The sequence below is a fragment of the Halomonas sp. SL18_1 genome, assembly GCF_055755715.1.
On sequence record NZ_JBVTRK010000001.1, the window covers coordinates 2210727 to 2237221 of the forward strand.

The 26495-nt window shown below is 67.9% G+C and carries 14 protein-coding genes and 4 pseudogenes; 13 read left to right on the forward strand and 5 right to left on the reverse strand.

What is annotated here, in order from left to right; all coding sequences use genetic code 11:
• Positions 1-43: 43 nt before the first annotated feature.
• From ACSJDS_RS11265 to ACSJDS_RS11285, 5 genes and pseudogenes are all read left to right on the forward strand, one after another.
• Positions 44-1198 (forward strand): enoyl-CoA hydratase/isomerase family protein, encoded by a 1155-nt coding sequence (locus tag ACSJDS_RS11265; RefSeq protein ID WP_473033352.1) that lies wholly within the window; start codon positions 44-46, stop codon positions 1196-1198.
• A gap of 44 nt (positions 1199-1242) precedes the next feature.
• Positions 1243-2145 (forward strand): 3-hydroxyisobutyrate dehydrogenase, encoded by a 903-nt coding sequence (gene mmsB / locus ACSJDS_RS11270; protein WP_473033353.1) that lies wholly within the window; start codon positions 1243-1245, stop codon positions 2143-2145.
• Positions 2146-2524: 379 nt separating this feature from the next.
• Positions 2525-3907, forward strand: coding sequence for an MATE family efflux transporter (locus ACSJDS_RS11275; RefSeq protein WP_473033354.1), 1383 nt, complete (start codon positions 2525-2527; stop codon positions 3905-3907).
• A 168-nt stretch (positions 3908-4075) separates the two neighbouring features.
• A complete protein-coding gene (locus tag ACSJDS_RS11280) occupies positions 4076-5257 on the forward strand; it encodes an acyl-CoA dehydrogenase (protein WP_473033355.1) in 1182 nt (393 codons plus the stop codon).
• Between the two features lie 23 nt (positions 5258-5280).
• Positions 5281-6485, forward strand: a pseudogene (locus tag ACSJDS_RS11285) (CaiB/BaiF CoA transferase family protein).
• A 121-nt stretch (positions 6486-6606) separates the two neighbouring features.
• On the opposite strand, the gene ppsR reads toward ACSJDS_RS11285, so the two are convergent.
• Complete coding sequence (ppsR, locus tag ACSJDS_RS11290) at positions 6607-7440, reverse strand: posphoenolpyruvate synthetase regulatory kinase/phosphorylase PpsR (RefSeq protein WP_473033356.1); 834 nt, start codon at positions 7438-7440, stop codon at positions 6607-6609.
• Between the two features lie 265 nt (positions 7441-7705).
• On the opposite strand from ppsR, the gene ppsA reads away from it, so the two are divergent.
• On the forward strand, positions 7706-10078 hold the full coding sequence (ppsA, locus tag ACSJDS_RS11295) for a phosphoenolpyruvate synthase (RefSeq protein WP_473033357.1): 2373 nt from the start codon (positions 7706-7708) through the stop codon (positions 10076-10078).
• 505 nt (positions 10079-10583) lie between these two features.
• Positions 10584-12135, forward strand: a pseudogene (locus tag ACSJDS_RS11300) (gamma-glutamyltransferase family protein).
• Positions 12136-12262: 127 nt separating this feature from the next.
• On the opposite strand, the gene ACSJDS_RS11305 reads toward ACSJDS_RS11300, so the two are convergent.
• The 3 genes from ACSJDS_RS11305 to ACSJDS_RS11315 form a co-directional block, all read right to left on the reverse strand.
• The gene (locus tag ACSJDS_RS11305; protein WP_473033359.1) at positions 12263-14146 is read right to left on the reverse strand and encodes a glycerophosphodiester phosphodiesterase family protein; all 1884 of its coding nucleotides are present in this window, start codon (positions 14144-14146) and stop codon (positions 12263-12265) included.
• A gap of 110 nt (positions 14147-14256) precedes the next feature.
• Complete coding sequence (gene rraA / locus ACSJDS_RS11310; protein WP_473033360.1) at positions 14257-14745, reverse strand: ribonuclease E activity regulator RraA; 489 nt, start codon at positions 14743-14745, stop codon at positions 14257-14259.
• Positions 14746-14831: 86 nt separating this feature from the next.
• Positions 14832-16898: a diguanylate cyclase gene (locus tag ACSJDS_RS11315; RefSeq protein WP_473033361.1), complete on the reverse strand. Its 2067-nt coding sequence runs from the start codon at positions 16896-16898 to the stop codon at positions 14832-14834.
• Positions 16899-17006: 108 nt separating this feature from the next.
• Between ACSJDS_RS11315 and ACSJDS_RS11320 the strand changes: the two genes are divergently transcribed.
• From ACSJDS_RS11320 to ACSJDS_RS11330, 3 genes are all read left to right on the forward strand, one after another.
• A complete protein-coding gene (locus ACSJDS_RS11320; protein WP_473033362.1) occupies positions 17007-17216 on the forward strand; it encodes a hypothetical protein in 210 nt (69 codons plus the stop codon).
• A gap of 74 nt (positions 17217-17290) precedes the next feature.
• The gene (locus ACSJDS_RS11325; protein ID WP_473033363.1) at positions 17291-17854 is read left to right on the forward strand and encodes a DJ-1/PfpI family protein; all 564 of its coding nucleotides are present in this window, start codon (positions 17291-17293) and stop codon (positions 17852-17854) included.
• A gap of 74 nt (positions 17855-17928) precedes the next feature.
• Positions 17929-18291, forward strand: a complete 363-nt coding sequence (locus ACSJDS_RS11330) for a ribbon-helix-helix domain-containing protein (RefSeq protein WP_473033364.1) — start codon at positions 17929-17931, stop codon at positions 18289-18291.
• Positions 18292-18511: 220 nt separating this feature from the next.
• Here ACSJDS_RS11330 and acnB read toward each other — a convergent pair.
• Positions 18512-21114, reverse strand: a pseudogene (gene acnB, locus ACSJDS_RS11335) (bifunctional aconitate hydratase 2/2-methylisocitrate dehydratase).
• A 264-nt stretch (positions 21115-21378) separates the two neighbouring features.
• Between acnB and ACSJDS_RS11340 the strand changes: the two are divergent.
• The 3 genes and pseudogenes from ACSJDS_RS11340 (at position 21379) to ACSJDS_RS11350 (ending at position 26439) form a co-directional block, all read left to right on the forward strand.
• The gene (locus tag ACSJDS_RS11340) at positions 21379-21588 is read left to right on the forward strand and encodes a DUF1289 domain-containing protein (protein ID WP_473033365.1); all 210 of its coding nucleotides are present in this window, start codon (positions 21379-21381) and stop codon (positions 21586-21588) included.
• 320 nt (positions 21589-21908) lie between these two features.
• Positions 21909-22493, forward strand: coding sequence for a MiaE family protein (locus ACSJDS_RS11345; protein WP_473035024.1), 585 nt, complete (start codon positions 21909-21911; stop codon positions 22491-22493).
• 29 nt (positions 22494-22522) lie between these two features.
• Positions 22523-26439, forward strand: a pseudogene (locus ACSJDS_RS11350) (AAA family ATPase).
• Positions 26440-26495 lie beyond the last annotated feature (56 nt).

Here is a 26495-nt window from a genome sequence, read left to right on the forward strand (position 1 = left end):
GGATTATCAGGACAAGAGACAAGAACAGTCAGGAGACCTTTGCATGACGGATCTTGCGGTCATCTTCGATGAACTGCCCACTCGGGACGGCGGCCGTATCGGCGTGGCCACCCTCGATGCCCCCAAGTCGCTCAACGCCCTGTCGCTGGAGATGGCGCAGCAGATCTCGGCCAAGCTCGAGGCCTGGGCGGTGGATCGCAGCGTGGTGGCGGTGTGGCTGGAAGGGGCGGGAGACAAGGCTTTCTGCGCCGGCGGCGATATCGTGGCGCTGTACCGCTCCATGACCGAGGAGGGGGAGAACCGCGGCGCCGGGCGCGACAGCGTGTTCGCCGAGACCTACTTCACTGCCGAATATCGCCTCGACTACCGGATTCACACCTATCCCAAGCCGCTGCTGCTGTGGGGGGACGGTATCGTCATGGGCGGCGGCCTGGGTCTGATGGCCGGCGCCTCCCAGCGGCTGGTGACCGAGACCACGCGCATCGCCATGCCGGAGATCACCATTGGCCTGTATCCCGATATCGGCGCCAGCTGGTTTCTCAACCGCATGCCGACCGGCGTCGGCGCCTACCTGGGCCTGACCGGGGCGCAGCTCAATGCCCGCGATGCGCTGGACCTGGGCATGGCCGATCACTTCGTGCCCCGGGAGCGCCGCGAGGCGCTGCTCGAAGCGCTGACCGAGGCCGACTACGGCACCTGCAGCCTGCGCGACCTTCGTGCCGGGGTACAGGGTGTCCTCGATCAGATGGAGGCGCCTGCCCAGGCCCCCGAGCCACAGGTGTGGCCGCGCCTCGATCATATTCAGTCCCTGGTGGGGCAGGTGGATGCCGCCAGCGCCGTGCAGCGAATCCTGGACGACACTCCCGACGACGCCTGGCTCGCCGCCAACCGTTCGCGCCTGGAGGCGGGCAGTCCGATGAGTGCGCACCTGGTCTGGCGCATGCTCGAGCGACACGCCCATACCAGCCTGGCGGACGCCTTCCGTGACGAGCTGAACCTGTCGGTGCAGTGCTGCCGTCAAGGGGATATCGCCGAAGGGGTGCGCGCGCTGCTGATCGACAAGGACAAGGCCCCGCAATGGCAGCATGCCGATGCGGCCAGCGTGCCGGAGGCGGACATCCAGGCGCTCATGGCGCCGATGTGGCCCGACGAGGCGCATCCGCTGCGGGATCTCGGCTATGGGCAGCGGGTCAGCTAACCAACGTGACGACAATCTACAACGACAACTCAGGAGCCATACGCATGAAAATCGCCTTCATTGGTCTTGGCAACATGGGCGCCCCCATGGCCAGCAACCTGGTCAAGGCCGGCCACGAGGTCAGCGTCTTTGACCTGGTCGACAGCGCCATGAAAGCCCTGGAAACGGCCGGGGCCGAGGCCTGCGCCAGCGCCCAGAGCGCCGCCAGCGGCGCCGAAGTGATCATCTCGATGCTGCCGGCCGGCCAGCATGTGCGGCGTCTCGATCTGGGGCGTGACGCCTCGCCGGGGCTCTTCGATGCGCTGGAAGGCAAGCCGCTGATCATCGATGCCTCCACCATCTCGCCGGACGATGCCCGCTTCGTCGGCGAAGCCGCCGCCAAGCGCGGCCTGACGTATCTGGACGCGCCGGTCTCGGGCGGCGTGGGCGGTGCCCAGGCGGGTACCCTGACCTTTATCGTCGGCGGCGATGCGGCCGGCTTCGCGCAGGCCAAGCCGGTGCTCGAGGGCATGGGCAAGAATATCTTCCACGCCGGCGGCATCGGTGCCGGCCAGGTGGCCAAGATCTGCAACAACATGCTGCTGGGCATCCTCATGAGCGGCACCGCCGAGGCCTTGGGGTTGGGCGTCAAGAACGGCCTCGACCCGGCGGTGCTCTCGGAGATCATGAAGCAGAGCAGCGGCGGCAACTGGGCGCTCAACGTCTACAATCCCTGGCCGGGCGTGATGGAAGGCTCGGCCGCCTCGCGAGACTATCAGGGTGGGTTTTTGACCGATCTGATGGCCAAGGACCTGGGGCTGGCCTGGGAGCTGGCGCTGGGCTCCAAGGCCACCGTGCCCATGGGCTCCCAGGCCCGCAACCTCTTCGCCCTGCATGCCGCCCAGGGCAACGGCGGGCTGGACTTCTCCAGTATCCAGAAGCTCTACCGGGCCGGCGAGAAAGACTGACGCGGGGGAATACCCCGGGAGGCCTGCGGCCCCCAGTCGCGAGCTGAAGTTGCTACAAGATTGGCAAGGCTTGCTGTAGGAGCGCTGCTCCGCATCGCGACTGGCGCCGATAGGCGCCCTGGCGGAGGCCGCCGGCGTTGGCAACAACCGCGCCCATCGGCAACACCGCCGGGGAGACCTGCGGCCTCCAGTCGCGATCTAAAGATGCTCCTACATTAGAATGTTTCGTATGCAGGAGCGTCGGTTCCCGTCGCGATAGGCGCCCTGGCGGAGGCCGAAACGTTGGCGATGAGCGCCAACGCCGGGCAACGCCTCGGCCTTTGGCACCTCTCCCGTAAACGGGGCACAATCGGGTGCCCGTTTTTCGTCGAGAGCCCTGATGAGCGCACCTACCTCCCCGACACCCGCCGCTGCCTCCCGCCGACCCATGCGTCGCGACCTCTTGGAAGGCCCCATCGCCCTGACGCTGCTGCGCAAGAGCCTGCCGGTGGCCGCCGGCATGGTGGCCATGCTCAGCTTCAACCTGGTCGACGCCTGGTTCATTGCCCGCCTGGGCACCGAGCCGTTGGCGGCGGTCTCCTTCACCTTCCCGGTGGTGTTCACGGTGATCAGCCTGGCCATCGGGCTGGGCATCGGCACCTCGGCGGTGGTTGGACGGCGACTCGGGCAGGGGAATCTCGAGACGGTGCGCCGCCGGGCCACCGATGCCGCCCTGCTGGCGCTGGTCGTGGGGGTGGGTGTCAGCCTGCTGGGCTTGGCGACCCTCGAGCCGCTGTTTCGCCTGCTCGGTGCCGACGCGACCCTGATGCCCCATGTGCGCGACTACATGGGGATCTGGTACCTGGGGGCTGCCATGGTGATCGTGCCGCGGGTGCTCAACAGCGTGTTGCGGGCCCAGGGCAACACCCTGATCCCCGGGCTGATGATGGCGCTGGCCGCGCTGCTCAACGGCCTGCTCGACTGGCTGCTGATCTTCGGCAAGGGCCCATTCCCCGCGCTCGGCGTTCAAGGGGCGGCGCTGGCGACGGTGCTTAGCTGGGGGCTGATGACGTTGGCCCTGCTCTGGCAGCGAGAGCTGCGCGACTGCCTGGACCTCAAGCGGCTGACGCTCAGCGGATTGCTGCACTCCTGGCGGGAACTGTCGCGGATTGCCCTGCCGGCGGCCATCACTAGCGTATTCACGCCGCTCGCCATGGCGGTGCTCACCCGCATCGTGGCCAGCCATGGCCACCATGCCGTAGCCGGTTTCGGGGTCGGCACGCGTATCGATGCCATCGCCCAGATCGCCGTGCTGGCGCTCTCCATGACCCTGCCGCCGCTGGTCAGCCAGAATCTGGGGGCCGGACAGCGCGAGCGGGTGCGTCGCGCCATCCTCGGCTGCTTCGGGTTCGTGCTGGTGTGGCAGTTTGGCGTCTGGCTGATGCTGCAGGCCCTGGCGCCCTGGCTGGTCGACAGCTATGCCGACGGCGAGGCCATGGCCGGGGTGCTGCGCGCCTTCCTGTGGTGGGTGCCGCTGGGTCTGGGGGCCCAGGGGGTGGTGATCCTTGCCGTGTCCTCGCTCAATGCTCTGCATGAACCCGCCCGTGCCATGCGGCTATCGGTGGTTCGGCTGTTCGTGCTGACGGTGCCGCTGGCCTGGCTTGGGGGCTGGGCATACGGCACCACCGGGATCTTCCTTGGCATGCTGTTCGCCAATGTGCTGATGGCGATTCTCGCCTGGTGGCAGCTGAAGCGGCGCCTCGAGGTGATCCCCGCGGGTTGAGCAACTCAGCCGCGCACCCACGCATCGACGCGAAGCGTGATGCGCTAGTGAAGCGGCGAGCCTTAGCAGAATCAGCCCGATTCACAGAAATCGGCGGATGGGGGTTGGCAGCGGCGGCTTTATGCTCTACATTTTAAAAAAATGTAGAAATTCCTCCAGGAGCCCGCCATGAGCCAGATTACCCCCGTTACTTGGGAAGACCCGTTCCGTCTCGTCGACCAGCTCGACGAAGATGAGCGCATGGTCCTTCAGACCGCCCACGATTACTGTCAGGACAAGCTGATGCCGCGGGTTCTCGAGGCCAACCGCCACGAGATCTTCGACCGCGAGATCATGAACGAGATGGGCGAGCTGGGCCTGCTGGGCGCCACCATCGACGGCTACGGCTGTGCCGGCATGAACTATGTCAGCTACGGCCTGATCGCCCGCGAAGTGGAGCGGGTCGACTCCGGCTACCGCAGCGCCATGAGCGTACAGTCGAGCCTGGTGATGTACCCCATCCACGCCTTCGGCAGCGAGGCGCAGCGCGAGAAATACCTGCCCAAGCTGGCCACCGGCGAGTGGGTGGGCTGCTTCGGCCTCACCGAGCCGGATCACGGCTCCGACCCGGGCGGCATGGCCACCCGCGCCACCCGTACCGAGAACGGCTGGCGTATCAACGGCACCAAGACCTGGATCACCAACTCTCCCATCGCCGATGTCTTCGTGATCTGGGCCAAGGATGACGAAGGCGTGATCAACGGCTTCATCCTCGAGAAGGGCATGAAGGGGCTCACCGCACCCAAGATCGACGGTAAGTTCAGCCTGCGTGCCTCCATCACCGGCCAGATCGCCATGCAGGACGTGGAGGTCTCCGACGATCAGCGCCTGCCCAATGTGACCGGCCTCAAGGGGCCGTTCTCCTGTTTGAACCGCGCTCGCTTCGGTATCGCCTGGGGCAGCATGGGGGCGGCCGAGGCGTGCTGGCACGCTGGCCGCCAGTACACCCTGGATCGCAAGCAGTTCGGGCGTCCGCTGGCCGCCAACCAGCTGATCCAGAAGAAGCTGGCCGATATGCAGACCGAGATCGCCCTGGGCCTGCAGGCCGCCCTGCGCGTAGGCCGCATGATCGATGCCGGTCAGCTGGTGCCCGAGGCCATCTCGCTGATCAAGCGCAACAACTGCGGCAAGGCCCTGGACATCGCCCGCGTGGCGCGTGACATGCACGGCGGCAACGGCATCGCCGACGAGTACCACGTCATTCGTCACGTAATGAACCTCGAGGCGGTCAACACCTACGAGGGCACCCACGACGTCCACGCCCTGATACTGGGTCGTGCACAGACCGGCATTCAAGCCTTCGCCAATTGAGCTGGGGCCAAGGGAGGGCAAGCATGAGTCGGCCGCTGGAAGGCATCACGGTGCTCGATATGTCGCGGGTGCTGGCCGGGCCCTGGGCCGGTCAGCTGCTCGCCGATCTCGGCGCACGCGTGATCAAGATCGAGCACCCTCAGCGCGGGGACGACACCGCGGCTGGGGTCCCCCGTGGCTGGCCGAAGAGGACGAGGTTGAGCGGGTAGCGGCCTATTTCCTGTGCGCCAATCGTGGCAAGCAGTCACTGGCCGTGGATATCGCCAGCAACCGGGGGCAGGCGCTGATTCGCCAGCTCGCCGTGGGTGCCGATATCGTGCTCGAGAACTTCAAGGTCGGGGGCCTCGCCAAGTATGGGCTCGACTACCCCAGTCTCAGAGCGCTCAATCCGCGCCTGATCGGCTGCTCGATCACCGGCTTCGGTCAGGACGGGCCCTACGCCCACCGCGCCGGCTACGACTTCATGATCCAGGCCATGGGCGGGTTGATGAGCATCGGCGGCGAGCCGGACGGCATGCCCATGAAGACCGGTGTGGCGATCACCGACGTCACCACCGGGCTGTATGCCACCATCGGCGTGCTGGCGGCCCTCCAGGAGCGCTCTCGCACCGGCGTGGGGCGCCATGTGGATGTGGCGCTGCTCGATGTCCAGGTGGCCTCGCTGGCCAACCAGGCGCTCAACGCCCTGGTCAGCGGCGAGTCGCCGAAGCGTCACGGCAACGCCCACCCCAATATCGTGCCCTATCAGGCCTTCGCCTGCGCGGATGGCCACCTGGTGCTCACCGTGGGTAACGACAGCCAGTTTGCCCGGCTCGCCGACCTGCTTGGCCACCCCGAGTGGGCCGCGGACCCCGCCTATGCCACCAATGCCGCACGGGTCGGCAACCGCGAGGTGCTGGTGCCGCTGATCCAGGCGATCTTTCTCACCGGCAGCCGCGACGAATGGCTGGCCGAGCTGGAAGCCCGCGGTATTCCTGCCGGGCCCATCAACACCATCAGCGAAGTCTTCGACGACCCCCAGGTGCGTCACCGCGGCATGCAGCACAGCCTGCAGCGAGGCGATCTCGAGGTGCCGCAGGTGGCCAACCCGCTGCGCTTCGACGGCGCCCCCGCCACCAGCGACGTCGCCCCGCCGCGCCTCGGCCAGGACAGCGCGACGATACTCGCCGAGATGGGGCTCACCGCCGAGGATATCGCCCGGCTGAAGCGCGAAGGGGTGGTAAGATAGGGGCGAGGTTCGAGGTTCGAGGGGCGAGGGGCGAGGTTCGAGGTTCGAGGGGCGAGGTTCGAGGAGTGAGGGGCAAGGTACATCGGTATTGCCAGCGACAGGCTGCCTTGCCCCTTGCCCCCTACCTCGGCGAGAAGCGCCGGGTCAGCCCCGTTTCGGCGATCATCCGGGTGGAGATCTCCTCGACGGAGAAGCGCGTGGTGTCGATGTAAGGAATGTGCAGCTGGCGGTAGAGCGCCTCGGCCTGATCCACCTCCTGGGCGCACTGGTCCATGGAGCTGTAGCGGCTGTTGGGCCGGCGCTCGTGGCGGATCGCCGCCAGGCGGCGCGGATCGATGGTCAGCCCGAACAGCTTATGGCGGTGCTGGGCCAGTGCCTTGGGCAGCTTCAGGGTGCCGTCCTCGTCCTGGTCATCCTCGGTGAGGGGATAGTTGGCGGCGCGGATACCGAACTGCAGTGCCAGATAGAGCGAGGTGGGGGTCTTGCCGCAGCGGGAGACCCCGACCAGGATCACGTCCGCCTTGTCGTACTGGTGGGTGCGGGCGCCGTCGTCGTTGTCCAGGGCGAAGTGCACCGAGTGGATGCGGTCCATGTAGACATCATCGCTACCGATGGAGTGGGTACGGCCCACGCTATAGGAGGAGCGGGTGGCCAACTCCTGCTCCAGCGGTTTGAGAAAGGTCGAGAAGATATCGATCTTGAAGCCGGTGGCTTCGCGAATCACGGCACGGATCGACTCGTCGACGATGGTGTCGATGATGATCGGCTCCTGGCCGTCGCGGACCGCCGTGGCGTTGATCACTTCCACCAGGGTGCGCGCCTTGTCGACCGAATCGATATACGGCTTGGTGAGCATGCGGATATCGACGTTCACGAACTGGGCCAGCAGGCTGCGGCCCAGGGATTCGGCGGTGATGCCGGTGCCGTCGGAAATAAAGAAGGCGGTACGGGTCATGGCGATGAGGCTTTCAGGGTGAAGGGCGGGCACCCATTGTCGGGCTAGTCGGCTAGGCGGGCAAGCCGGCGCCGGTCTGGCCGGGGGCAGCGCACGCTTCGCGACACCGGCGCACTACACGAAAAGGCCGAAATCGGCGACTGTTGTAAAAATCCTCCAGTGACTTCGATGTTAGACCAATGGCGAATATGGTCACTTGCCGGTAAGGTAGCGACCATCGCAATCGCTGGCCTTGTGCCACGGCATCGAAGATCAAGGGGGTCTCGTGGAAGCTTACATCCTGTGGTTCGATCAGCTCGGCATGGACGACGTGGAGCGCGTCGGCGGCAAGAACGCCTCGCTCGGCGAGATGATCTCCAACCTGTCGGGAGCCGGGGTCACCGTGCCCGGTGGCTTCGCCACCACCGCCCACGCCTATCGAGAGTTCCTCGCCCATGAGGGCCTCAACGAGCGGATCAACCAGGCCCTGGCGCGTCTCGATGTCGACGACGTCGGCGAGCTGGCCCGGGTCGGGGCCGAGATCCGCCAGTGGGTCATCGACACCCCGCTGCCCCCCACCTTCGAAGCCGCCCTGCGCGACGCCTACGACACCCTGGCCGCCCAGCATCCCAACCTCAAGGCCGCGGTGCGCAGCTCGGCCACCGCCGAGGACCTGCCGGACGCCTCCTTCGCTGGCCAGCAGGAGACCTTCCTCAATATCGAGGGCTTCGACAACATCAAGCGTGCGGTTCACGAGGTGTTCGCCTCGCTGTTCAACGACCGCGCCATCTCCTACCGGGTGCATCGCGGCTACGCCCACGAGAACGTGGCGCTCTCCGCCGGCATCCAGAAGATGGTGCGCTCCGAGACCGGCGCCTCCGGCGTGATGTTCACCCTGGATACCGAGTCCGGCTTCCGGGATGCGGTCTTCGTCACCGCCTCCTGGGGCTTGGGCGAGACGGTGGTGCAGGGCGCAGTCAACCCCGACGAGTTCTACGTGCACAAGCCCACGCTGGCCGCCGGTCGCCCGGCGGTACTGCGCCGCAACCTGGGCTCCAAGCTAATCAAGATGGTCTACGGCGACGACGCCAGCGCCGGCAAGTCGGTGGCCACCGTGGACGTGCCGCTCAAGGATCGCGGGCGCTTCTGCATCAGTGATGATCAGGTCATGGCGCTGGCCCGCCAGGCGGTGACCATCGAGCAGCACTACGACCGGCCCATGGATATCGAGTGGGCGCTGGACGGCGATGACGGTGAGCTCTACATCGTCCAGGCCCGCCCCGAGACGGTGGTCTCACAGCAGGAGGGCGGCAAGCTCGAACGCTTCCACCTGCGCGAGAAGGGCCGCACCCTGGTGGCCGGCCGGGCCATCGGCCAGCGCATCGGCCGCGGGGCGGTCAAGCTCGTCTTCTCGCCGGACGAGATGGACAAGGTCAAGCCCGGCGACGTGCTGGTGACCGACATGACCGACCCCGACTGGGAGCCGATCATGAAGCGAGCCTCGGCCATCGTCACCAACCGCGGCGGGCGCACCTGCCACGCCGCGATCATCGCCCGGGAGCTGGGCATTCCGGCGGTGGTGGGCTGCGGCGATGCCACCGAGGCGCTGGATGACGGCCGCGACGTCACCGTTTCCTGTGCCGAGGGCGACACCGGCCACGTCTACGAGGGGCTGCTGGACTTCGACTGCAAGGTCTCCAGCGTCGACGCCATGCCCGAAATCCCCTTCAAGATCATGATGAACGTGGGCAACCCCGACCGCGCCTTCGGCTTCGCCGGGCTGCCCCACGCGGGCGTGGGGCTGGCGCGCCTCGAGTTCATCATCAACCGCATGATTGGCGTGCACCCCAAGGCGCTGCTGGAGTACGAGACCCTGCCGCTGGAGCTGCAGCAGACCATCGACCTGCGCACCGCCGGCTATGCCGACCCCGTCAGCTTCTACGTGGACAAGCTGGTGGAGGGCATCTCGACCCTGGCCGCGGCCTACCACCCTCAGCGGGTGATCGTGCGCCTGTCGGATTTCAAGTCCAACGAGTACGAGAACCTGATCGGCGGCAAGCTCTACGAGCCCGGCGAAGAGAACCCGATGCTCGGCTTCCGCGGTGCCTCCCGCTACGTGTCGGACGCCTTCCGGCCCTGCTTCGAGCTGGAGTGCCGGGCGCTGAAGCGCGTGCGCGACGAGATGGGCCTGGACAACGTCGAGATCATGGTGCCCTTCGTGCGCACCACCGAGGAAGCGCGCGAGGTGGTCGACCTGCTGGCCGCCAACGGCCTGAAGCGCGGCGAGGGCGGGCTCAAGGTGATCATGATGTGCGAGCTGCCGGCCAACGCCCTGCTGGCCGACGAGTTCCTCGAGCACTTCGACGGCTTCTCCATCGGCTCCAACGACCTGACCCAGCTGACCCTGGGGCTGGACCGCGACTCCGGGATCGTCGCCCACCTCTTCGACGAGCGTAACCCCGCGGTCAAGAAGCTGCTGGCCATGGCGATCGCCGCCTGCAAGGCCCAGGGCAAGTACGTGGGCATTTGCGGCCAGGGGCCGTCCGACCACCCCGATCTCGCCAAGTGGCTGATGGAGCAGGGCATCGACTCGGTGTCGCTGAACCCCGACGCGGTGCTCGAGACCTGGTTTATGCTCGCAGGGGAAACCCTGAGTTAAGCCGACATCTGTGGGAGGGAGCTTCAGCTCGCGAAGTAGCGCGCAGCGCTACCCATGGGTGCCTTCGTCGAAGCGTCGAACCGTCCCTCCACATAGCCTGTTCACGCCAGTCGGCGAAGAACCAAACATTGATAGGGCATTCTCACCCGGTCGACCTTCAGCCGGCCGGGCGTCTTTCGTCTATGCTGACAGACTCCCCCCTACGCGAACCCCCGTGACAAGGAGCCTGTCCCATGAGCCTCCCCTGATTCCCTTGCGTCGCCGCCGGCTGGCCCCGGTCGTCGCCGCACTGCTGTTCGGCCTGCCCCTCGCCGCCCAGGCCGAGGTGGCCTTCGATTACGACATGCCGGAGATCGCCCCCGAGGTGGCCTCCGACTACACCGAGAAGCCCGGCTGGGCCACCGAGCGCTTCGCCGTGGCCGCCGCCAACCCGCTGGCCACCGATGCCGGCTACCAGGTGCTCCGCTCCGGTGGCTCCGCCGTGGATGCCGCCATCGCCGTGCAGATGGTGCTCACTCTGGTCGAGCCCCAGTCCAGCGGTATCGGCGGGCGCCTTCCTGATGCACTTCGACGGCGACCGCGTGGCGGCCTTCGACGGCCGCGAGACGGCGCCCAGCGCCGTGGACGGCAGCCTCTTTCTGGACGACAGCGGCGAACCGCTGGCCTTCATGGACGCCGCGGCCAGCGGGCTCTCGGTGGGCGTGCCGGGCACCGTGCGCATGCTTGAGCTGGCCCACGCCGAGCATGGCCAGCTCCCCTGGGCGCAGCTGTTCGCCCCGGCCATCGCCCTGGCCGAGCAGGGCTTCCCGGTCAGCCACCGGTTGGCCACCAGCCTGGCCGAGGAGCAGCCCCTGCGCGACGACCCGCTGGGGGGCGCCTTCTACTACCCGGACGGCGAACCCCTGGCGGTGGGCCATGCGCTCGAGAATCCGGCCCTCGCGGCCATCCTGCGCGAGATCGCCGCACACGGCAGTGCCGCCCTGCACGAAGGCGCCATCGCCGAGGATCTGGTGGCCCGGGTGCAGGGGCATCACACCCGGCCCGGGTCGCTGAGCCTGGACGACCTGGCCGGTTACGAAGCGAAGCAGCGCGAGCCCCTGTGCGGCGACTGGCAGGCCTATACCCTGTGCGGCTTCCCGCCGCCCTCGTCGGGGCAGCTGACTATCATGCAGATCCTCGGCATTCTCGAGCATCTGCCCCCCCTGGAGACGCCGCTGGACGACGGCCTCCCCAGCGAGGCGTGGCTGCACCGTTTCCTGGAGGCCTCACGGCTCGCCTTCGCCGATCGCGGCCTCTACATTGCCGACCCGGACTTCGTCGAGGCCCCGGGGGGCGACTGGGCCGTGCTGTTCGATCCCGACTATCTGGCCAGCCGCGCCGAGCTGATCGGCGACCAGAGCATCGGCAGCGGCAACGCCGAACCCGGCAACCCCGTGGCCATGGCCACTGCCTGGGCGGTGCAGCCCGACCAGCCGGAATACGGCACCAGCCATATCAGCATCATCGACGAGCAGGGCAACGCCGTCGCCATGACCACCACCATCGAGGCGGCCTTCGGGGCGCGCATCCTCGCCGACGGCGGCACGGGGCTTGCCGGTGGCTACCTGCTCAACAATGAGCTCACCGACTTCTCTTTTGCGCCCAACGACGCCGAGGGCACGCCCATCGCCAACCGGGTCGAAGCCGGCAAGCGACCCCGCTCCAGCATGAGCCCCACCTTGGTGTTCGACCGCGACAGCGGCGAGCTGGTGGCGAGCCTCGGCTCCCCGGGCGGGGCGGCGATCATCCACTACACCGCCAAGGCGCTGGTGGCCATGCTCGACTGGGGCCTCGACGCCCAGGAAGCGCTGAACCTGCCCCACGCCATCACCCTGGGCGGGCCGGCCTTCCTGGAGGAGGGGCGTTTCCCCGCCGCGACCCTGGAGGCCCTCGACGCCCGCGGCCATGAAGTCAGCGAACGCGAACTGGTCAGCGGCCTGCAGGCCTTGCAGGTCACCGAGGAGGGCTTCTTCGGCGGCGCCGACCCGCGGCGTGAAGGCGTGGTAATGGGCGACTAGCCACAAGGAGCGAGGCACGAGGAACCTCCTCGTGCCTCGAACCTTGCTCCTCGAACCTTGCTCCTCGAACCTCGCTCCTCGAACCTCGAACCTCGAACCTCGAACCTCGAACCTCGAACCTCGAACCTTACTGCCTGAGCCAGTTGCGAAGCTTGACCAGCAGCAGGGCGCCGTCGCTCAGCTCGCGGCGCTCGTCGATCAGCTCCCGAAGCCGATCCGGATAGTCGGTGATGATCGCATCCACCCCCAGGTCGATCATCTCCGACATCCGCGCCTGATCGTTGACCGTCCAGGCGTGCACTTCGTAGCCGAACAGGCGTGCCAGGCGGATCTCGTTGTCGGTGATGCGGTTGTGGCGCAGTCCCAGGGCGTCGAAGCCGCGGCGCTCCAGGGTTCCCGGCATAATCAGCTGGGCCAGCAGGGTCACGCGAAGCTCCGGGTCGCGCTGCTTGATCTCGTCCACTACCCAGGGTGACATCACCGCCAGGCGGCTTTCCCCCGCCACATCGATGTCGCCGCAGTGTGCGGATGAGGCCCCGGCCGGTACCCGCTCATGGCACAGCCGCCGCGACGCCGATTCATGCTCTAGCGCCCGTAGCACCGCCTCTACCAGCTCGACCTCGCCGCCAGGGTCGGGCTTCATGTCGATCATCAGCGCGCTTCTGCCGCGGACCGTGGCCAGGGCCTCTTCGAGAGTCGGGATGCGCTCGCCAATGAAGGCGTCGCCGAACCAGCTGCCCACATCGACCTGGCGCAGCTCATCCAGGGTCAGGTCACGCACGTGGCGCGGATCGCCGGCCAGGCGCTGCAGGCTGCGGTCGTGGTAGAGCACCACCTGGCCGTCGGCGCTGAGCCGCACATCGATCTCCACGTAGTGGGCCTGGTCCACGATGGCCTGTTCCACGGCAGCCAGGGTGTTTTCCGGCGCGACCATGGAACTGCCGCGGTGGGCGATGATGGTCACCTCATCGCGCAGCTCGAAGCTGTTGACGATCCACCACGCCTGGCTTAGGGCGAATAGCACCACCCCCAGTTCCACCCCCCAGGCGAGTCGTCCCGGATGGGCATCCGGCGGCGGCGGGGCAGGGCGCGGCTCCCGGTGCACCAGGCGCAGGTAGAGGCAGGCCGAGAGCAGGGCATTGGCCGCGATGCCCACGAAGGTAATGGCCAGGGTAACCAGCACATAGCCGGAGACATAGCCGAGCATGGCCGGGATCAGCACCGCGTTGCGCTCGGGAAGCCACCACAGCATCGGCGTGAACAGCCGGTCGAAGACCCAGGTCGCCGCAAGGGGCAGGGCAATGATCACCAGCAGCAGCGAGATCACGGCGACCGCCACCTGGCGCTGGCGCCCGCGCGTCAGCTCGCGGCTGCGCCCGAGGGCCCGCCACGGCGAAATGGGCTCCAGGCTGACCAGCGGCAGGGCCAGGATCCAGCGGAAATAGAGGCTGGCCGCGAGATAGGCCCAGCCGGCCACCAGGGGAAGCGCCACGGCCAGGAAATACCACAGCGCCGCCGGGCGCACGCGCTGGACGTAGTAGGGATCCAGCCCGCCCAGGAAGACGCCATACAGCCAGCCCAGCAGCAGCGCCAGGGGCACGATCAGCAGCAGATGCGTGCCGACCTGCAGCACCACCAGCCCCGCCAGGGCCGGCAGACGGCGCAGGGTCTGCCACAGGGCCACGAAAGCGAGTTGGTAGTGGTTGCCCCGGCGGCGGATCGCCACCAGGATCATGCCCGCCTGCTGGGCGTAGAGCACCAGGAAGAAGAGCCCGATGGCCGCCAGCGACCACAGCACGCCGCCGGGGCTCAGCAGCAGGTCGAGCAGGTCGGCGTTGGTGATCACCGGCCGGTCGAAGCGCCCCAGCAGGTGGGTGAGAGTCCAGGCCACCCCCGGCAACAGCAGCAGCGATGCGAGCAGCGTGAAGAACAGGTGGTAAGCCACCAGCGGTCGCAGATGCTCGCGGAGGCTGCGCAGCAGGTCTGCGCTGAGTGAACTCAGCGACAGCATGGCGACATCAACGAAAACAGGATCATGCCTTCAGGGTGGCACCGATCACGCGGCCAGGGCAAGGCGGCGGTTCGGGTGGCCGGCCTTGCCCCGGGGTGGGAAGGCCCGGCTCACCCCTCCATTGGCAGGCGCTGCTCGGCGACCACGATGCCGTTGTTGTCGGCGTAGACCCATTGGCCAGGCGTCAGGGTGACGCCGGCGAAGGTGACGGCGATGTCGCGCTGTCCCTCGCCGCGCTTCTCGCTCTTGCGCGGGTGGGCGCCCAGCGCCTGGACACCCAGATCGGTTTCGGCCAGCACGTCCACATCGCGCACGAAGCCGTACATCACCACCCCGGCCCAGCCGTTGTCCACGGCTTGCTCGGCGAGCATGTCGCCGAGCATCGCACAGCGGCTCGAGCCGCCGGCATCTACCACCAGCACGGCTCCCTCGCCGGGCTCGGCCGCCGCCTGCTTGACCAGGGAGTTGTCCTCGAAGCATTTGACGGTGCGTACCGGACCGCAGAACGCCTCGCGTCCACCAAAGTTGACGAAGATCGGGTCCAGCACCCGAACCTCGGGGTGGGCATCGCAGATGTCGGGGGTGATGATGGTGCTCATCGCAGGCTCCTTGCTAAGCGGGGGAATGTTCCACCCGAGATGATGCCACAGCCGGCGTGGCGATAAAGACGGCTTTGGTGGTGGAGTCAGTCGGCGCTGTACACCCTGTTGCGGCCGCGCTGCTTGGCGCGATACATCGACTGGTCGGCGCGCCTGACCAGCGTCTTGACCGTGTCTTCCGGTCGGTATGCGGCCACTCCGATACTTACCGTGACGCGACCGACCTCCTCGAATGGGCGCTCGGCCACCCCCTGGCGCAGCCGCTCGGCGAGCTCCTCGGCGCCACGGGCCGTGGTGCCGGTCGCCAGCACCACGAACTCCTCGCCGCCCCAGCGGCCCAGGCGGTCGGACTCGCGAAGCATGGCATCCATCCGAGACACCAGCGTCATCAGCACCTTGTCGCCGATCTCGTGGCCGAAATCGTCATTCACGGCCTTGAAGTGATCGACATCCAGCAGGAGCAGGGCGCAGTCCCGATCGTAGCGGCTCGCGGAGGCGATCTCGTTTTCGAGGGCCTGCTCGATATGGTAGCGGTTCCACACCCCGGTGAGGCTGTCTCGCGAAGCGAGATGCTCCAGGCGCTCGTTGACCTGGCGAAGGCGGGCGTTGAGGAGTTGGATCTCGTGGCTGGCAATCAGCGCCGCCAGGTTTTCGGCGAGGTCCCGGGCGGCGCGACGTTCGCTGCGGCGCCAGATGCGACTGTGGTCACGAATCTTCTCCTGCCATTCGGCGAAGGAGCGGCGTGGCGCCAGCATGCTGCGAGTCCCCTGCGTCTCGATCTGCTTGTGCGGCGCCCCGGCCCATCGACGGGTCTCGATCTCCTCGTTGCGAAACAGCAGCAGCCAGCTAGGCTGCGAGGTGTCGATGGGCAGCGGAATGGCCAGCAGTCCGCTGCTGGGGCCGCGCCAGGGCCCCAGCGGCGTGTCTCTCAGGCAGTGGCTGTACCAGGGGCTCGGCGCCCAGGGGCTCAGCCACGCCACCATGGCGTCCAGCGATGGCGTGCTCGGCACGGTGCCGCATCTGCCCCGCTGCTCGCGATGCACGAGCGCCATGCCGTCAGCGGCGAACAGCGCCAGCCACTCCTCGCCGCGCTGGGCCACGATCAGGCTCGGATCGACCCAGTGCTCGTGGGACTGGTGCAGCAGTTCGCGGCTGACCTGTACCTTCTGCATGAGCTGGGTCTCGGCCTTGGCGCGCAGCAGCCTCAGCTGGGGAACGCTGATCTGCACCAGTGCCCGCACCGCGTCGCGGACCGTCGGGGAGAGGCGAAGGGGCGTGGCCAGGGCATGGCAGCTCAGCAGCCCGCCCAGGCGCTCCTCGTCGTCGTGAAGCGCCACAGAGAGGGCGCTGGCGACGCCCATGTTGGCGAGATACGCCTGGTGGATCGGCGACACGGCGCGCAGCACCCCGAGCGATAGATCGAGCGGGGCGGCATCGACGGGGTCGTTGTCGGGCACCAGTGGGACGGCGGTGGCGGCGGCATCGGGAATACTGCGCAGGCAGTTGCGGTCATACAGCGCGCGTACCTGGGAGGGAATGTCGCTGGCGGGGAAATGGTGGCCCAGGAAGCTACCGATGCCAGGGCCGCGACTCTCGGCGGTGACGCTGCCGTTCCAGCGCTCGTCAAAGCGGTAGATCAGTACCCGGTCGAAGCCCGTGAGATCGCGCACTTCTTCCACCAGCCACGCCAGCAGCTGGCCGGGAGTGGCCGCTTCCCGTACCGTGGCAAGCCAGCGATTGAGTCCCGACAGCAGCTGGGAGGCATCCTCGGTGGGCAGCGGCTCCAGCTCGACCACCACGCGGGTGCCGCTGCGATAGGGAATGACCTGGAAGCGCAGCGCGTCGGGGCCCAGGTGTGCTGTCATGGCGCCGGGGACTTCGCTGCGCTGATCGAGTTCGCGGAGGATGCGCTCGACCAGGGCGCCGCCCAGCAGCGTGGCGGGCGAGGCGCGCAGGGCCTGCTCGACCGGAATGCCCAGCAGGGCTTCCAGGTTGGCGCTGACCTGGCGCACCCTGGTGAGCTCGGCATCGAAGCTGATCAGTCCGCCGTTCGGCTGGATGGCACCGGGGATATGGACGGGCTCCGCTGCGCAGTTACGCAGCGCCTCGCTGAGTTCGGCCTCGCGGTCGTCTGGATCGTGTGGGAGGTTCACGCGCTACGAGGCCTCGTGGTAGGGGAGTGGGAGGGACCGGGGGCTGGACACGGCGAGTCGCCTTACCCTAACAGAAAGCTGTCATGAAAGAGTATGAGCCCATGGTAATTGGCACTGAGCGCCGCACTGGGGCCGGCGACCCCGCTTGCCTTCTTCTCGGCGTCCGAGCCCGAGTACCACTGGGGGCGTTTTCTGGCCTTCGCCGAGCGTCGCTGCCCTCCCGGCCAGGTGGCGGTGGCGATAGCGGCCGCCCGGGCCGCCTTCGCGGACTACCTGGCGGCGCTGGAGAGCGCCGAACCGGCATCTTTGTCCATGTAGTAGCGGGCTACTACCCGCTGTCATTGTGACTGTGTGACGCTTGTTCTCGGGCACAACAAGCGAGGAGACCCGACATGAACAAGAAGATTCTCATGATCACCGGCGACTACACCGAAGACTATGAAACCATGGTGCCGTTTCAGGCGCTGCAGGCGTTCGGCCACCTGGTGCATGGCGTCTGCCCCGACAAGCAGGCGGGGGATAGCGTCGCCACCGCCATCCACGATTTCGAGGGCGACCAGACCTATACGGAAAAGCCCGGCCACCGCTTCACCCTCAATGCGACCTTTCGCGAGGTGAGGCCGGATGACTACGATGCGCTGGTGATACCCGGTGGCCGTGCGCCGGAGTACCTGCGCCTGAATCCGGACGTGGTGGCCATGGTGCAGCACTTTTTCACCGCGAATAAGCCGGTGGCCGCCATTTGCCATGGTGCTCAGCTGTTGGCGGCTGCTAAGGTGCTGGAAGGGCGACGCTGCTCGGCCTATCCCGCCTGCCGCCCCGAGGTGGAGCTTGCCGGAGGAGAGTACGCGGATATCCCGGTGGATGCGGCGGTGACCGATGGTAATCTTGTCACCGCCCCGGCCTGGCCCGCCCATCCGGCATGGCTGGCCCAGTTCCAGAAACTCCTGGTGTAAGCGCCCGGTCAGAGCGTCTGGCGAGCCGGCTGGGGGCGAGGCCGTCCGATCACGCTGAGAATGGGGGAGCCGCCATGTGCCAGCTTTTCGTCAATGCCGACCCGCAGCTCTGGAAAAGCACCACCCGTTCCCTGCGAATCGACGGGATGGTGACCAGCCTGCGCATGGAGGCCTACTTCTGGCACCTGCTGGAGGAGATCGCCCGCCGCGACGAGATGAATACCCCGCAGCTGATCACCCAGCTGTACCATGAGTCGATCGATGCCGGCCACGACCTGGGCAATTTCACCTCCTTCCTGCGGGTCTGCGCGTTGCGCTATCTTGCCCTGCAGCTCAGCGGCGAGATACCCGCCGACAGGAGCGTGCCTATCGCCTCCCTCGATGCCGCGCCCATCCTGGCGCGCGAGCAGCTTGGCCGGCGGGCGGCCAGGCGCTGAGCCCGGCTAACGTTGATCTGCTACGAAATCCGGCTTTCTTGCGACGCTAGCGCTTGCCATTTCTCCCGTTACCGACCGGCCGCCAGGCCTGGGGTACCCCCAAACCAAAAAAAGCGCCCCGCGAGCGGGGCGCTTTGGTCATCGGCTCTGGCCGCCGCGGGCGGCGGCCGTCGATGTTGCGAGCATCGGAGTCGAAAACGAATTCCGGGAGGGAAGCGTATCAGCTTTCCTGGGCGACCGGAATCACATTCGAGGCCGCTTTCTGGAATTCCTCGATCTCATGGAAGTTCATGTAGCGGTAGATCTCGCCGGCCATGGCGTCGAACTCGCCCATGTAGCGCTGGTACTCCTCGACGGTCGGCAGGCGACCCTCCACCGCGGCCACGGCCGCCAGTTCCGCTGAGGCGAGGTAGACGTTGGCGCCGTCGCCCAGGCGGTTCGGGAAGTTGCGGGTGGAGGTGGAGACCACGGTGCTCTTGGCGGCGACGCGGGCCTGGTTACCCATGCAAAGCGAGCAGCCCGGCATTTCCATGCGCGCCCCGGCACGGCCGTAGATGCCGTAGTAGCCCTCTTCGGTGAGCTGGTGCTGGTCCATCTTGGTGGGCGGCGCCAGCCACAGGCGGGTCTTCAGGCTGCCGGCCGGCTGCTTCTCGAGCAGCTTGCCCGCGGCGCGGAAGTGACCGATGTTGGTCATGCACGAGCCGATGAACACCTCGTCGATGGTCTCGCCGGCCACGTCAGAGAGCAGGCGAGCGTCGTCCGGGTCGTTCGGCGCGCAGAGCACCGGCTCCTTGATCTCGTCCAGGTCGATCTCGATGACCTCGGCGTAATCGGCGTCGGCATCGGCGCGCATCAGGCTCGGGTTGGCCAGCCACTCCTCCATGCCCTGGATGCGGCGCTCGATGGTGCGGCGGTCGCCGTAGCCGTTGGCGATCATCCACTTGAGCAGGGTGATGTTGGACTTCAGGTACTCGGCGACGCTCTCTTCGCCCAGGGTGATGGTGCAGCCGGCGGCGCTGCGCTCGGCGGAGGCGTCGGAGAGCTCGAAGGCCTGTTCCACGGTGAGGTCCTCGAGGCCCTCGATCTCCAGCACCCGGCCGGAGAAGGCGTTCTTCTTGCCGGACTTCTCGACGGTGAGCAGGCCCTGCTGGATGGCGTAGTAGGGGATGGCGTGAACCAGGTCACGCAGGGTGACGCCCGGCTGACGCTTGCCCTTGAAGCGCACCAGCACCGATTCCGGCATGTCCAGCGGCATCACGCCGGTGGCGGCGGCGAAGGCCACCAGGCCGGAGCCGGCCGGGAAGGAGATGCCCAGCGGGAAGCGGGTGTGGGAGTCGCCGCCGGTGCCCACGGTATCGGGCAGCAGCATGCGGTTCAGCCAGCTGTGGATGATGCCGTCGCCCGGACGCAGGGAAACGCCGCCGCGGTTCATGATGAAGTCGGGCAGGGTGTGGTGGGTGTCCACGTCGACCGGCTTCGGATAGGCCGCGGTGTGGCAGAAGGACTGCATCACCAGGTCGGCCTGGAAGCCGAGGCAGGCCAGGTCCTTGAGCTCGTCGCGGGTCATCGGCCCGGTGGTGTCCTGGGAGCCCACGGTGGTCATCTTCGGCTCGCAGTACATGCCCGGACGCACGCCCTCGAGGCCGCACGCCTTGCCGACCATTTTCTGGGCCAGGGTGAAGCCCTTGCCGGTGTCGGCGGGCTGCTCGGGCAGGCGGAAGACGTCGGAGGGCTCAAGGCCCAGCGACTCGCGCGCCTTGGCAGTCAGGCCGCGGCCGATGATCAGCGGGATGCGGCCGCCGGCGCGCACCTCGTCGAGGATCAGCTGGGTCTTGAGTTCGAAGGTGGTGAGCACCTCGTCGGTGCCGTGCTTGCACACCTTGCCCTCATAGGGGTAGATGTCGATGACGTCGCCCATCTCGAGCTTCTCGACATCCATCTCAACCGGCAGGGCGCCGGAGTCTTCCATGGTGTTGAAGAAGATCGGAGCGATCTTTCCGCCGAAGCAGAAGCCGCCTGCGCGCTTGTTGGGCACGTTGGGGATGTCGTCGCCGAAGAACCACAGCACCGAGTTGGTGGCGGACTTGCGTGAGGAGCCGGTGCCCACCACGTCGCCCACGTAGGCGACCGGGAAGCCTTTGGCCTTCACGTCTTCGATCTGCTTGAGCGGGCCGACGCTGCCCGGCTGCTCCGGCTCGATGCCCTCGCGCTCGTTCTTGAGCATGGCGCGGGCGTGCAGCGGGATGTCGGGGCGTGACCAGGCGTCCGGGGCGGGGAGAGGTCGTCGGTGTTGGTTTCGCCCGGCACCTTGAATACGGTCAGGGTGATCTTCTCTTCCAGGGCGGGCTTTTCCAGGAACCACTCCGCGTCGGCCCAGGACTGGATGACGTCCTTGGCCACGGCGTTGCCGGCCTTGGCGCGCTCTTCCACGTCGTGGAAGGCGTCGAACATCAGCAGGGTGTGCTTGAGCTGCTCGCCCACTTCCTTGGCAAGCTCAGCGTCATCGAGCAGCTCGACCAGGGAGACGATGTTGTACCCGCCCTGCATGGTGCCCAGCAGCTTCACGGCGTGCACCTTGTCGATCAGCGGAGAGCTGGTCTCGCCCTTGGCCACGGCGGTCAGGAAGCCGGCCTTGACGTAGGCGGCCTCGTCGACCCCCGGGGGCACGCGGTTGGTCAGCAGGTCGAGGATGAACTCCTCTTCGCCGGCGGGTGGGCTCTTGAGCAGCTCGACCAGTGCGGCGACCTGTTCGGCGTTCAGGGGCTTCGGCGGGACGCCCTCGGCGGCGCGTTCTTCGACATGTTGGCGATAGGCTTCAAGCACGTTGGGGCCCTCATCTGTTGTGGTGGTCAAAGCGGCGCATCTGGCGAGATCGTCGCCGAAATGCACGCCCTGACAGGAGAAACGGTCTTGGCAAGCAGCGTGCCGCTGGGTGGCGTGATTCTACGGTAAACTGTCGACAATGTTAAGCTGAGGCCCGTGGTTGCCGCCTTGAACTTTGGTCGGCGGCGCTGAAAAGCGGCGACACGGAGGGTGTGATCGAGCGCCCCGCGCGGTACCATGATGTCCTCGAACGAGAGTATGAATATGTCTGCCAAAATCGTGTCACCCTGCGTGGGGGTCTGCTCCACCGCACTGGGCGACAGCGTCTGCCGGGGGTGTCAGCGCAGCGACACCGAGATCACCGACTGGCTGGCCTTCGATGAGCCTGAGCGGGCCTCGCGCATGGTCGAGCTCGACTCCCTGCGCGAGGCGGTGGTCGGCGAATGGCTGGCGGTGACGGACCCGAGCGATTGAACGCCCAGATCGAGCGCCATCGCGTCCGCGTGCGCCCCGAGCAGCCGCCCTTGTCCCGGGCGGTGGAGCTGCTGCGGGTCGGGCGCGAACGCATCCGTGACCTGTCGCGCTACGGCCTGGCGGCCCGCGGGCCGGGAGAGGGGCTGGATGCCGCCGCCCTGCATGCCGGCCTGAGCCAGGCCCTGTGCGCCGCCGCCGAGTCGCGCCGCCAGGCGCAGGCGCCCCCGACCGACACCCCGACAAGCGCTGGAGCCGCCATGCAAGAGCCCCTCCTATCTGCCGAGCCGGGCAGTTCCGTCGAGGCGCTGCTGCCGCCCGGTATGCTCGACTTCCTGGGCTGCCGCACCCCGGATGCCTGGATCGGCTGGGCGCTGGACAACCCCGAACTGCTGCTGATCGATCACGCTCAGTGCGAGAAGAAGGCGGCCTCCACCGCCATGAGCCTGCTCTATCGCTACGTGGACCAGCCGCTGCTGCTGACCAAGATGTCGCAGCTCGCCCGCGAGGAGCTGCTGCACTTCGAGCAGGTGGTCAAGCTGATGGAGAGCCGCGGCATTCGCTACCGGCATCTCAGCGCTTCACGCTATGCCGAGGGGCTCAGGCGCCACGTAAGGCCTAAAGATCCTGAGCGCCTGGTCGATATCCTGATCATCGGCGCCTTGATCGAGGCGCGTAGCTGCGAACGCTTCGCGCGGCTGATTCCGCACCTGGATGCTGAACTTGCCAAGTTCTATCGCAGTCTGGTTAAGTCGGAAGGGCGTCATTACGAGGACTACCTGATGCTGGCCCGTCAGCAGGCCCCGGCCGCCATCGACGAGCGGGTGGCCTTCTTCGCCGAATGCGAGGCAGAGCTGATAGTCACGCCGGATACGGCGTTTCGTTTCCATAGTGGCGTGCCGGCCTGAGGCCGCCGCTTGCCATGCAGGACTCCAACATGCAGGACGCTTGCGACGACGTGCAACACCGTGATGTGGATCAGCTGGCGCTGTTCGGCCACTTCTCGCTGACCCTGGGCGATGACGTCCTGACCCAGTTCAGCTACGACAAGGTCAAGGCGCTGCTGGTCTATCTACTGCTGCATAGCCAGCCGGTCAATCGGGCCAGCCTGGCCGAACTGTTGTGGCCGGACCAGGGGCTCTCTTCCGGGCGCACCAACCTGCGCCACGCCTTGCACTGCCTGCGCCAGTCGCTGGGCGAGGAGGCCGAGCGGGTGCTGGTGGTATCGCGCCAGACCATCGCCTTTCGCCTCCCCGAGGCCTGGCGCTTCGACCTCCACGAGCTGCAGCGGCTGCTCGAGGGGTCCCAGGATGTCGCTACCCTGGAGCGGCTGCTGGAGCGCTATCGTGGGGATCTGGTCGAGGAGCTGCAGCTGCCGGCCTGCACCGAGTTCCAACGCTGGCTGGTGCAGCTGCGCAACGAGTGGCGCCAGCGGGTGATCCGCTTCGCCGAAGGGGTGCTGGAGCGCCACGACGATGTTCCCGACGCGCTGCTCCAGGCGCTGGTCAGCCGCTTCTCCGGCTATGGCCCCTTCCACGAGCGGCTGGTGCGCCAGCTCGCCGACCAGGGCCAGCTGGCCGCTGCCCACGAGCAGTACAATGCCTATCTGCAGCTGCTGGCCCTATCCGGTCAGCAGCCCGAGCCGGCCTTCCTGCAGCTGGCCCGCTACTGGTCCGACGGCAAGCCGGACCTGCAGGGGCTGTCGCCCCAGGGCGCCTTCTCCCGGGCCCTGGCCGCTGACAGCACGCCCCTGCGCGAAGACGAGATCGAGCAGCGCCAGCTCTCGGTGATGGCCATTCGCCTGCGCCTCAAGGGCGAGCTTTCCGCCCGCGACGAGACCCGCGCCAGCCTGGCCCTGCAGATCGAACTGATGCGCTGGCTGGAGCAACAGTGCCACCACCTGGGCGGCTTCTGGCTCCCCGGCGCCACCGGCGGGCTGGGGCTGGCCTGTTTCGGCACCCACGGCCCGGCCCATCAGCTGGCCGAGCTGGTCGCCCTCTACGAACACTGTCGCCGCGTGCTGCCCGACGAGATCGCCCGCCACTGGAGCGGCGAGGACGAGCCGCCGCGTATCGAACTGGCCGCCGGTCTCAATAGCGGCCGGGTGGTCTATCTTCCCGAGCGTCAGCTGGTCGACCCGCTGGGCAGGTCACCCAGGGCTCGCTGGAACTCATGAGCGCCGCCGAGGGCAGCGAGCTGGTGATCTCCCAGGAGGCCAGCCAGCACATGCCGCCGGCGCTGGACCTGCAGCCGCGGCTGGCCTCGCGGCTGGTGGCCAGCGACGGCCGGGTGCGGCTGCGCGCCTTGGTGCTGGGGCACAACGAGGGCGGGCGTGACGCCATGCCGCCCAGCCTGGTCGGCCGCGAGGCGTCGCTGCGCATCCTGCGCGACGCCCTGGCCCGTGCCGGCATCGGCCTGCGTCAGAGCGTGCTGGTACGCGGCGCCTCGGGCATGGGTAAGTCGGCGCTGATGGTCGGCTTCCGCCAGCTCGAGCTGAGTCGGGACGCCTCCATCTGCTGGCAGCCCACCACTCGCCTGTCGGTACTCGAACCCTATGGCGTGGCGCGCACCCTGCTGCGCTGGCGGCTGGAAGGGGAGCTCGACGCCGAGGCGCTGGCCGACCTGCTCGCCGAGCAGGCGGAGATGCGCCTTGACGACGACCAGCGAGCGCTGCTGGAAGAGGCCCTGGGGGTGCGCGAGTCCCCCGAGGGGGCGCGACTGGCCAAGAGCGGCGAGGCCGCCGAGCTGGTGGTGGCGCTGCTGTGCCGGGTCATCGAGCGCCAGGCCGCCGAGCGCACCCTGGTGCTGATGATCGACGACCTGCAGTGGCTCGACGAGCCCTCCTTCCGGGTGCTGGCGGGCCTCCAGGCGCGTCTGCCCATCAACTGCGCTTTCCTGCTGGTGGCCAGCCACCATGGCCGCGAAGCGCTGCCCAGCCGGCTGCACTGGGACCAGCAGGTCACCCTCGGCCACCTGGATGCCATGCAGTCCTCGCGGCTGCTCTCCCAGCTGGCGCGCCGCTATCGCCTGCACCTCAGCCCCCGCCTGCGTGGGCAGATCATCGAGCGCTGCGACGGCGTGCCGCTCTACATGCAGGAGATCTGCCGGCGCCTGGAGATGGACCGCCGCGAAGGGCGCAGCGTGCACCTCGACGAGCTGCCCCGCGGCCTGTTGGGCCTGCTCGCCAGCCGCATCGACCAGCTCGACGGCGACCGCGAGGTCGCCCATGTGGCGGCGGTGCTGGGGCGTCGCTTCCGGCTCGACTTTCTCACCGAGTGCAGCGGCTGGGAGCTGCCGCGGCTCAACCGCGCCCTGGAGCAGATGCGCCGCCTGGAGATCATCGAGCCGGTGGGCGCTGAGGAGGGCGGTCGCGAGTACCAGTTCAGCCATCAGCTGCTGCAGGAGGCCGCCTATCTCTCCTGTCCCCGCGACGTGCGGGTGCGTATCCATCGCCAGGTGGTCAGCCTCATCGAGGAGCGCTTCCCGATGTGGATCGGTCGGCATCCCGGCGACTTTGCCACCCACCTGCGGCGCAGCGGCCACTACGCCCGCGGCGCCCGCTACTTCGAGCTGGCGGCGCGGGAAGCGCTCAAGGTCAGCGCCAACCGCACCGCGCTGAAGATGGCCGACTTCGGGCTGGCCAGTCTGCGCCACGTGGAGGAGCAGGCCGAGCGCGAGATCAGCCTGCTGACCGTGCGCGGCCAGGCCGCCTTCGCCCTGGAAGGGCACGGCTCGCCCACCGCCCACGAGAGCTTCGTGCGCGCCCGCGAGCTGCTGGTCACCCTGGAGAGCTGCAGCGGCGAGGAGAACGACGACCTGGAGCAGGCCTTCCTGGTCAAGTGGGGCCTGTGGGTGGGCTGCAGCCAGCGCCACGCCCACGCCGACGCCTTCTCGCTGGCCGCCCGGCTGGCCGACATCGCCAGCCGGCTCGACGACCCGCGCTACCGGCGGCTGGCCGACTACGCCCGGGCCAACTGCGAATACTGGGCGGGGCGCATCAGCCAGGCCTACGAGCACCTCGACGAGATCAACCCCCTCGAGCAGCCCATGACCATCGAGTGGCTGCCGTTCTCCGAGCATCCCCAGGTGGCCGCCGCCTGCTTCCAGGGCTGGGCGCTCTGCCTGCGCGGCGACTACCGCCGCGCCGAGCAGCAGGTGGAGTCGGCAATTCGCCTGGCCGAGCGCATCGGCCACCCCGGGTCGCTGGCCATGGCGCTGCTGTTCGCCGCCGCGCTCTACCGGCAGCTGGGGCATGTGCACCTCGCCGCGCGGCGCGCCGAGCAGGCGGTGGCGCTGACCGAGACCCCGGACCTGCACCTCTGGCAGGTCTCCGCCCAGGGCGTGCTCGGCTGGCGCCGGGCGCTCTCCGGGGACCGCGACGGCTTGGAGAAGATCGAAGTGGCGCTGGAGGAGCTCAGCGAGATCACCGGGCGGGATCGCTACCACCGCCCCGCGCTGTGGTACAGCGACGCCTGCATGGCGCTGGGCCAGCTGGTCCACGCCGAGGACTACCTGGATCAGTGCCTGATGATTGCCCGCGAGCGCAGCACCCTGTTCGTGCCCGAGCTGGCGCTGCAGCTGGCCACGGTGCGCCACCGCCTGGGGCATCCGCGCCACGAGGTGCGCCTGCTGGTGGAGCAGGCCCTGACGTTCGCCCGCCAGCACGAGAATCGCCATCAGCAGCTTTGTGCCCTGGAGGCCTGGTTGACCCTGGTCGACAGCCACGATGCCGCGGCGCGGGACGCCTTCCGCACCCTGCTCGGCGAGGTGAGCCACAGCGACGCCCCGGTGCTGGTGCGCTGGCACACCCTGCTCGACCGTCGCCTGCCGCGTCCCGCCGATATCGAAGGCTGAGCCCGTTCAGCCCCGTCCGTGCGGCCGCCCCCTGCGTTGGGGGGCGGCCGCTTGGG

Bases quoted from the DNA above. Each gene is read 5' to 3' on its own strand.
- ACSJDS_RS11265 (WP_473033352.1), top strand. From the start codon at position 44: ATGACGGATCTTGCGGTCATCTTCGATGAACTGCCCACTCGGGACGGC.
- mmsB (WP_473033353.1), top strand. From the start codon at position 1,243: ATGAAAATCGCCTTCATTGGTCTTGGCAACATGGGCGCCCCCATGGCC.
- ACSJDS_RS11275 (WP_473033354.1), top strand. From the start codon at position 2,525: ATGAGCGCACCTACCTCCCCGACACCCGCCGCTGCCTCCCGCCGACCC.
- ACSJDS_RS11280 (WP_473033355.1), top strand. From the start codon at position 4,076: ATGAGCCAGATTACCCCCGTTACTTGGGAAGACCCGTTCCGTCTCGTC.
- ppsR (WP_473033356.1), bottom strand. From the start codon at position 7,440: ATGACCCGTACCGCCTTCTTTATTTCCGACGGCACCGGCATCACCGCC.
- ACSJDS_RS11305 (WP_473033359.1), bottom strand. From the start codon at position 14,146: ATGCTGTCGCTGAGTTCACTCAGCGCAGACCTGCTGCGCAGCCTCCGC.
- rraA (WP_473033360.1), bottom strand. From the start codon at position 14,745: ATGAGCACCATCATCACCCCCGACATCTGCGATGCCCACCCCGAGGTT.
- ACSJDS_RS11325 (WP_473033363.1), top strand. From the start codon at position 17,291: ATGAACAAGAAGATTCTCATGATCACCGGCGACTACACCGAAGACTAT.
- ACSJDS_RS11330 (WP_473033364.1), top strand. From the start codon at position 17,929: ATGTGCCAGCTTTTCGTCAATGCCGACCCGCAGCTCTGGAAAAGCACC.
- ACSJDS_RS11340 (WP_473033365.1), top strand. From the start codon at position 21,379: ATGTCTGCCAAAATCGTGTCACCCTGCGTGGGGGTCTGCTCCACCGCA.
- ACSJDS_RS11345 (WP_473035024.1), top strand. From the start codon at position 21,909: ATGCTCGACTTCCTGGGCTGCCGCACCCCGGATGCCTGGATCGGCTGG.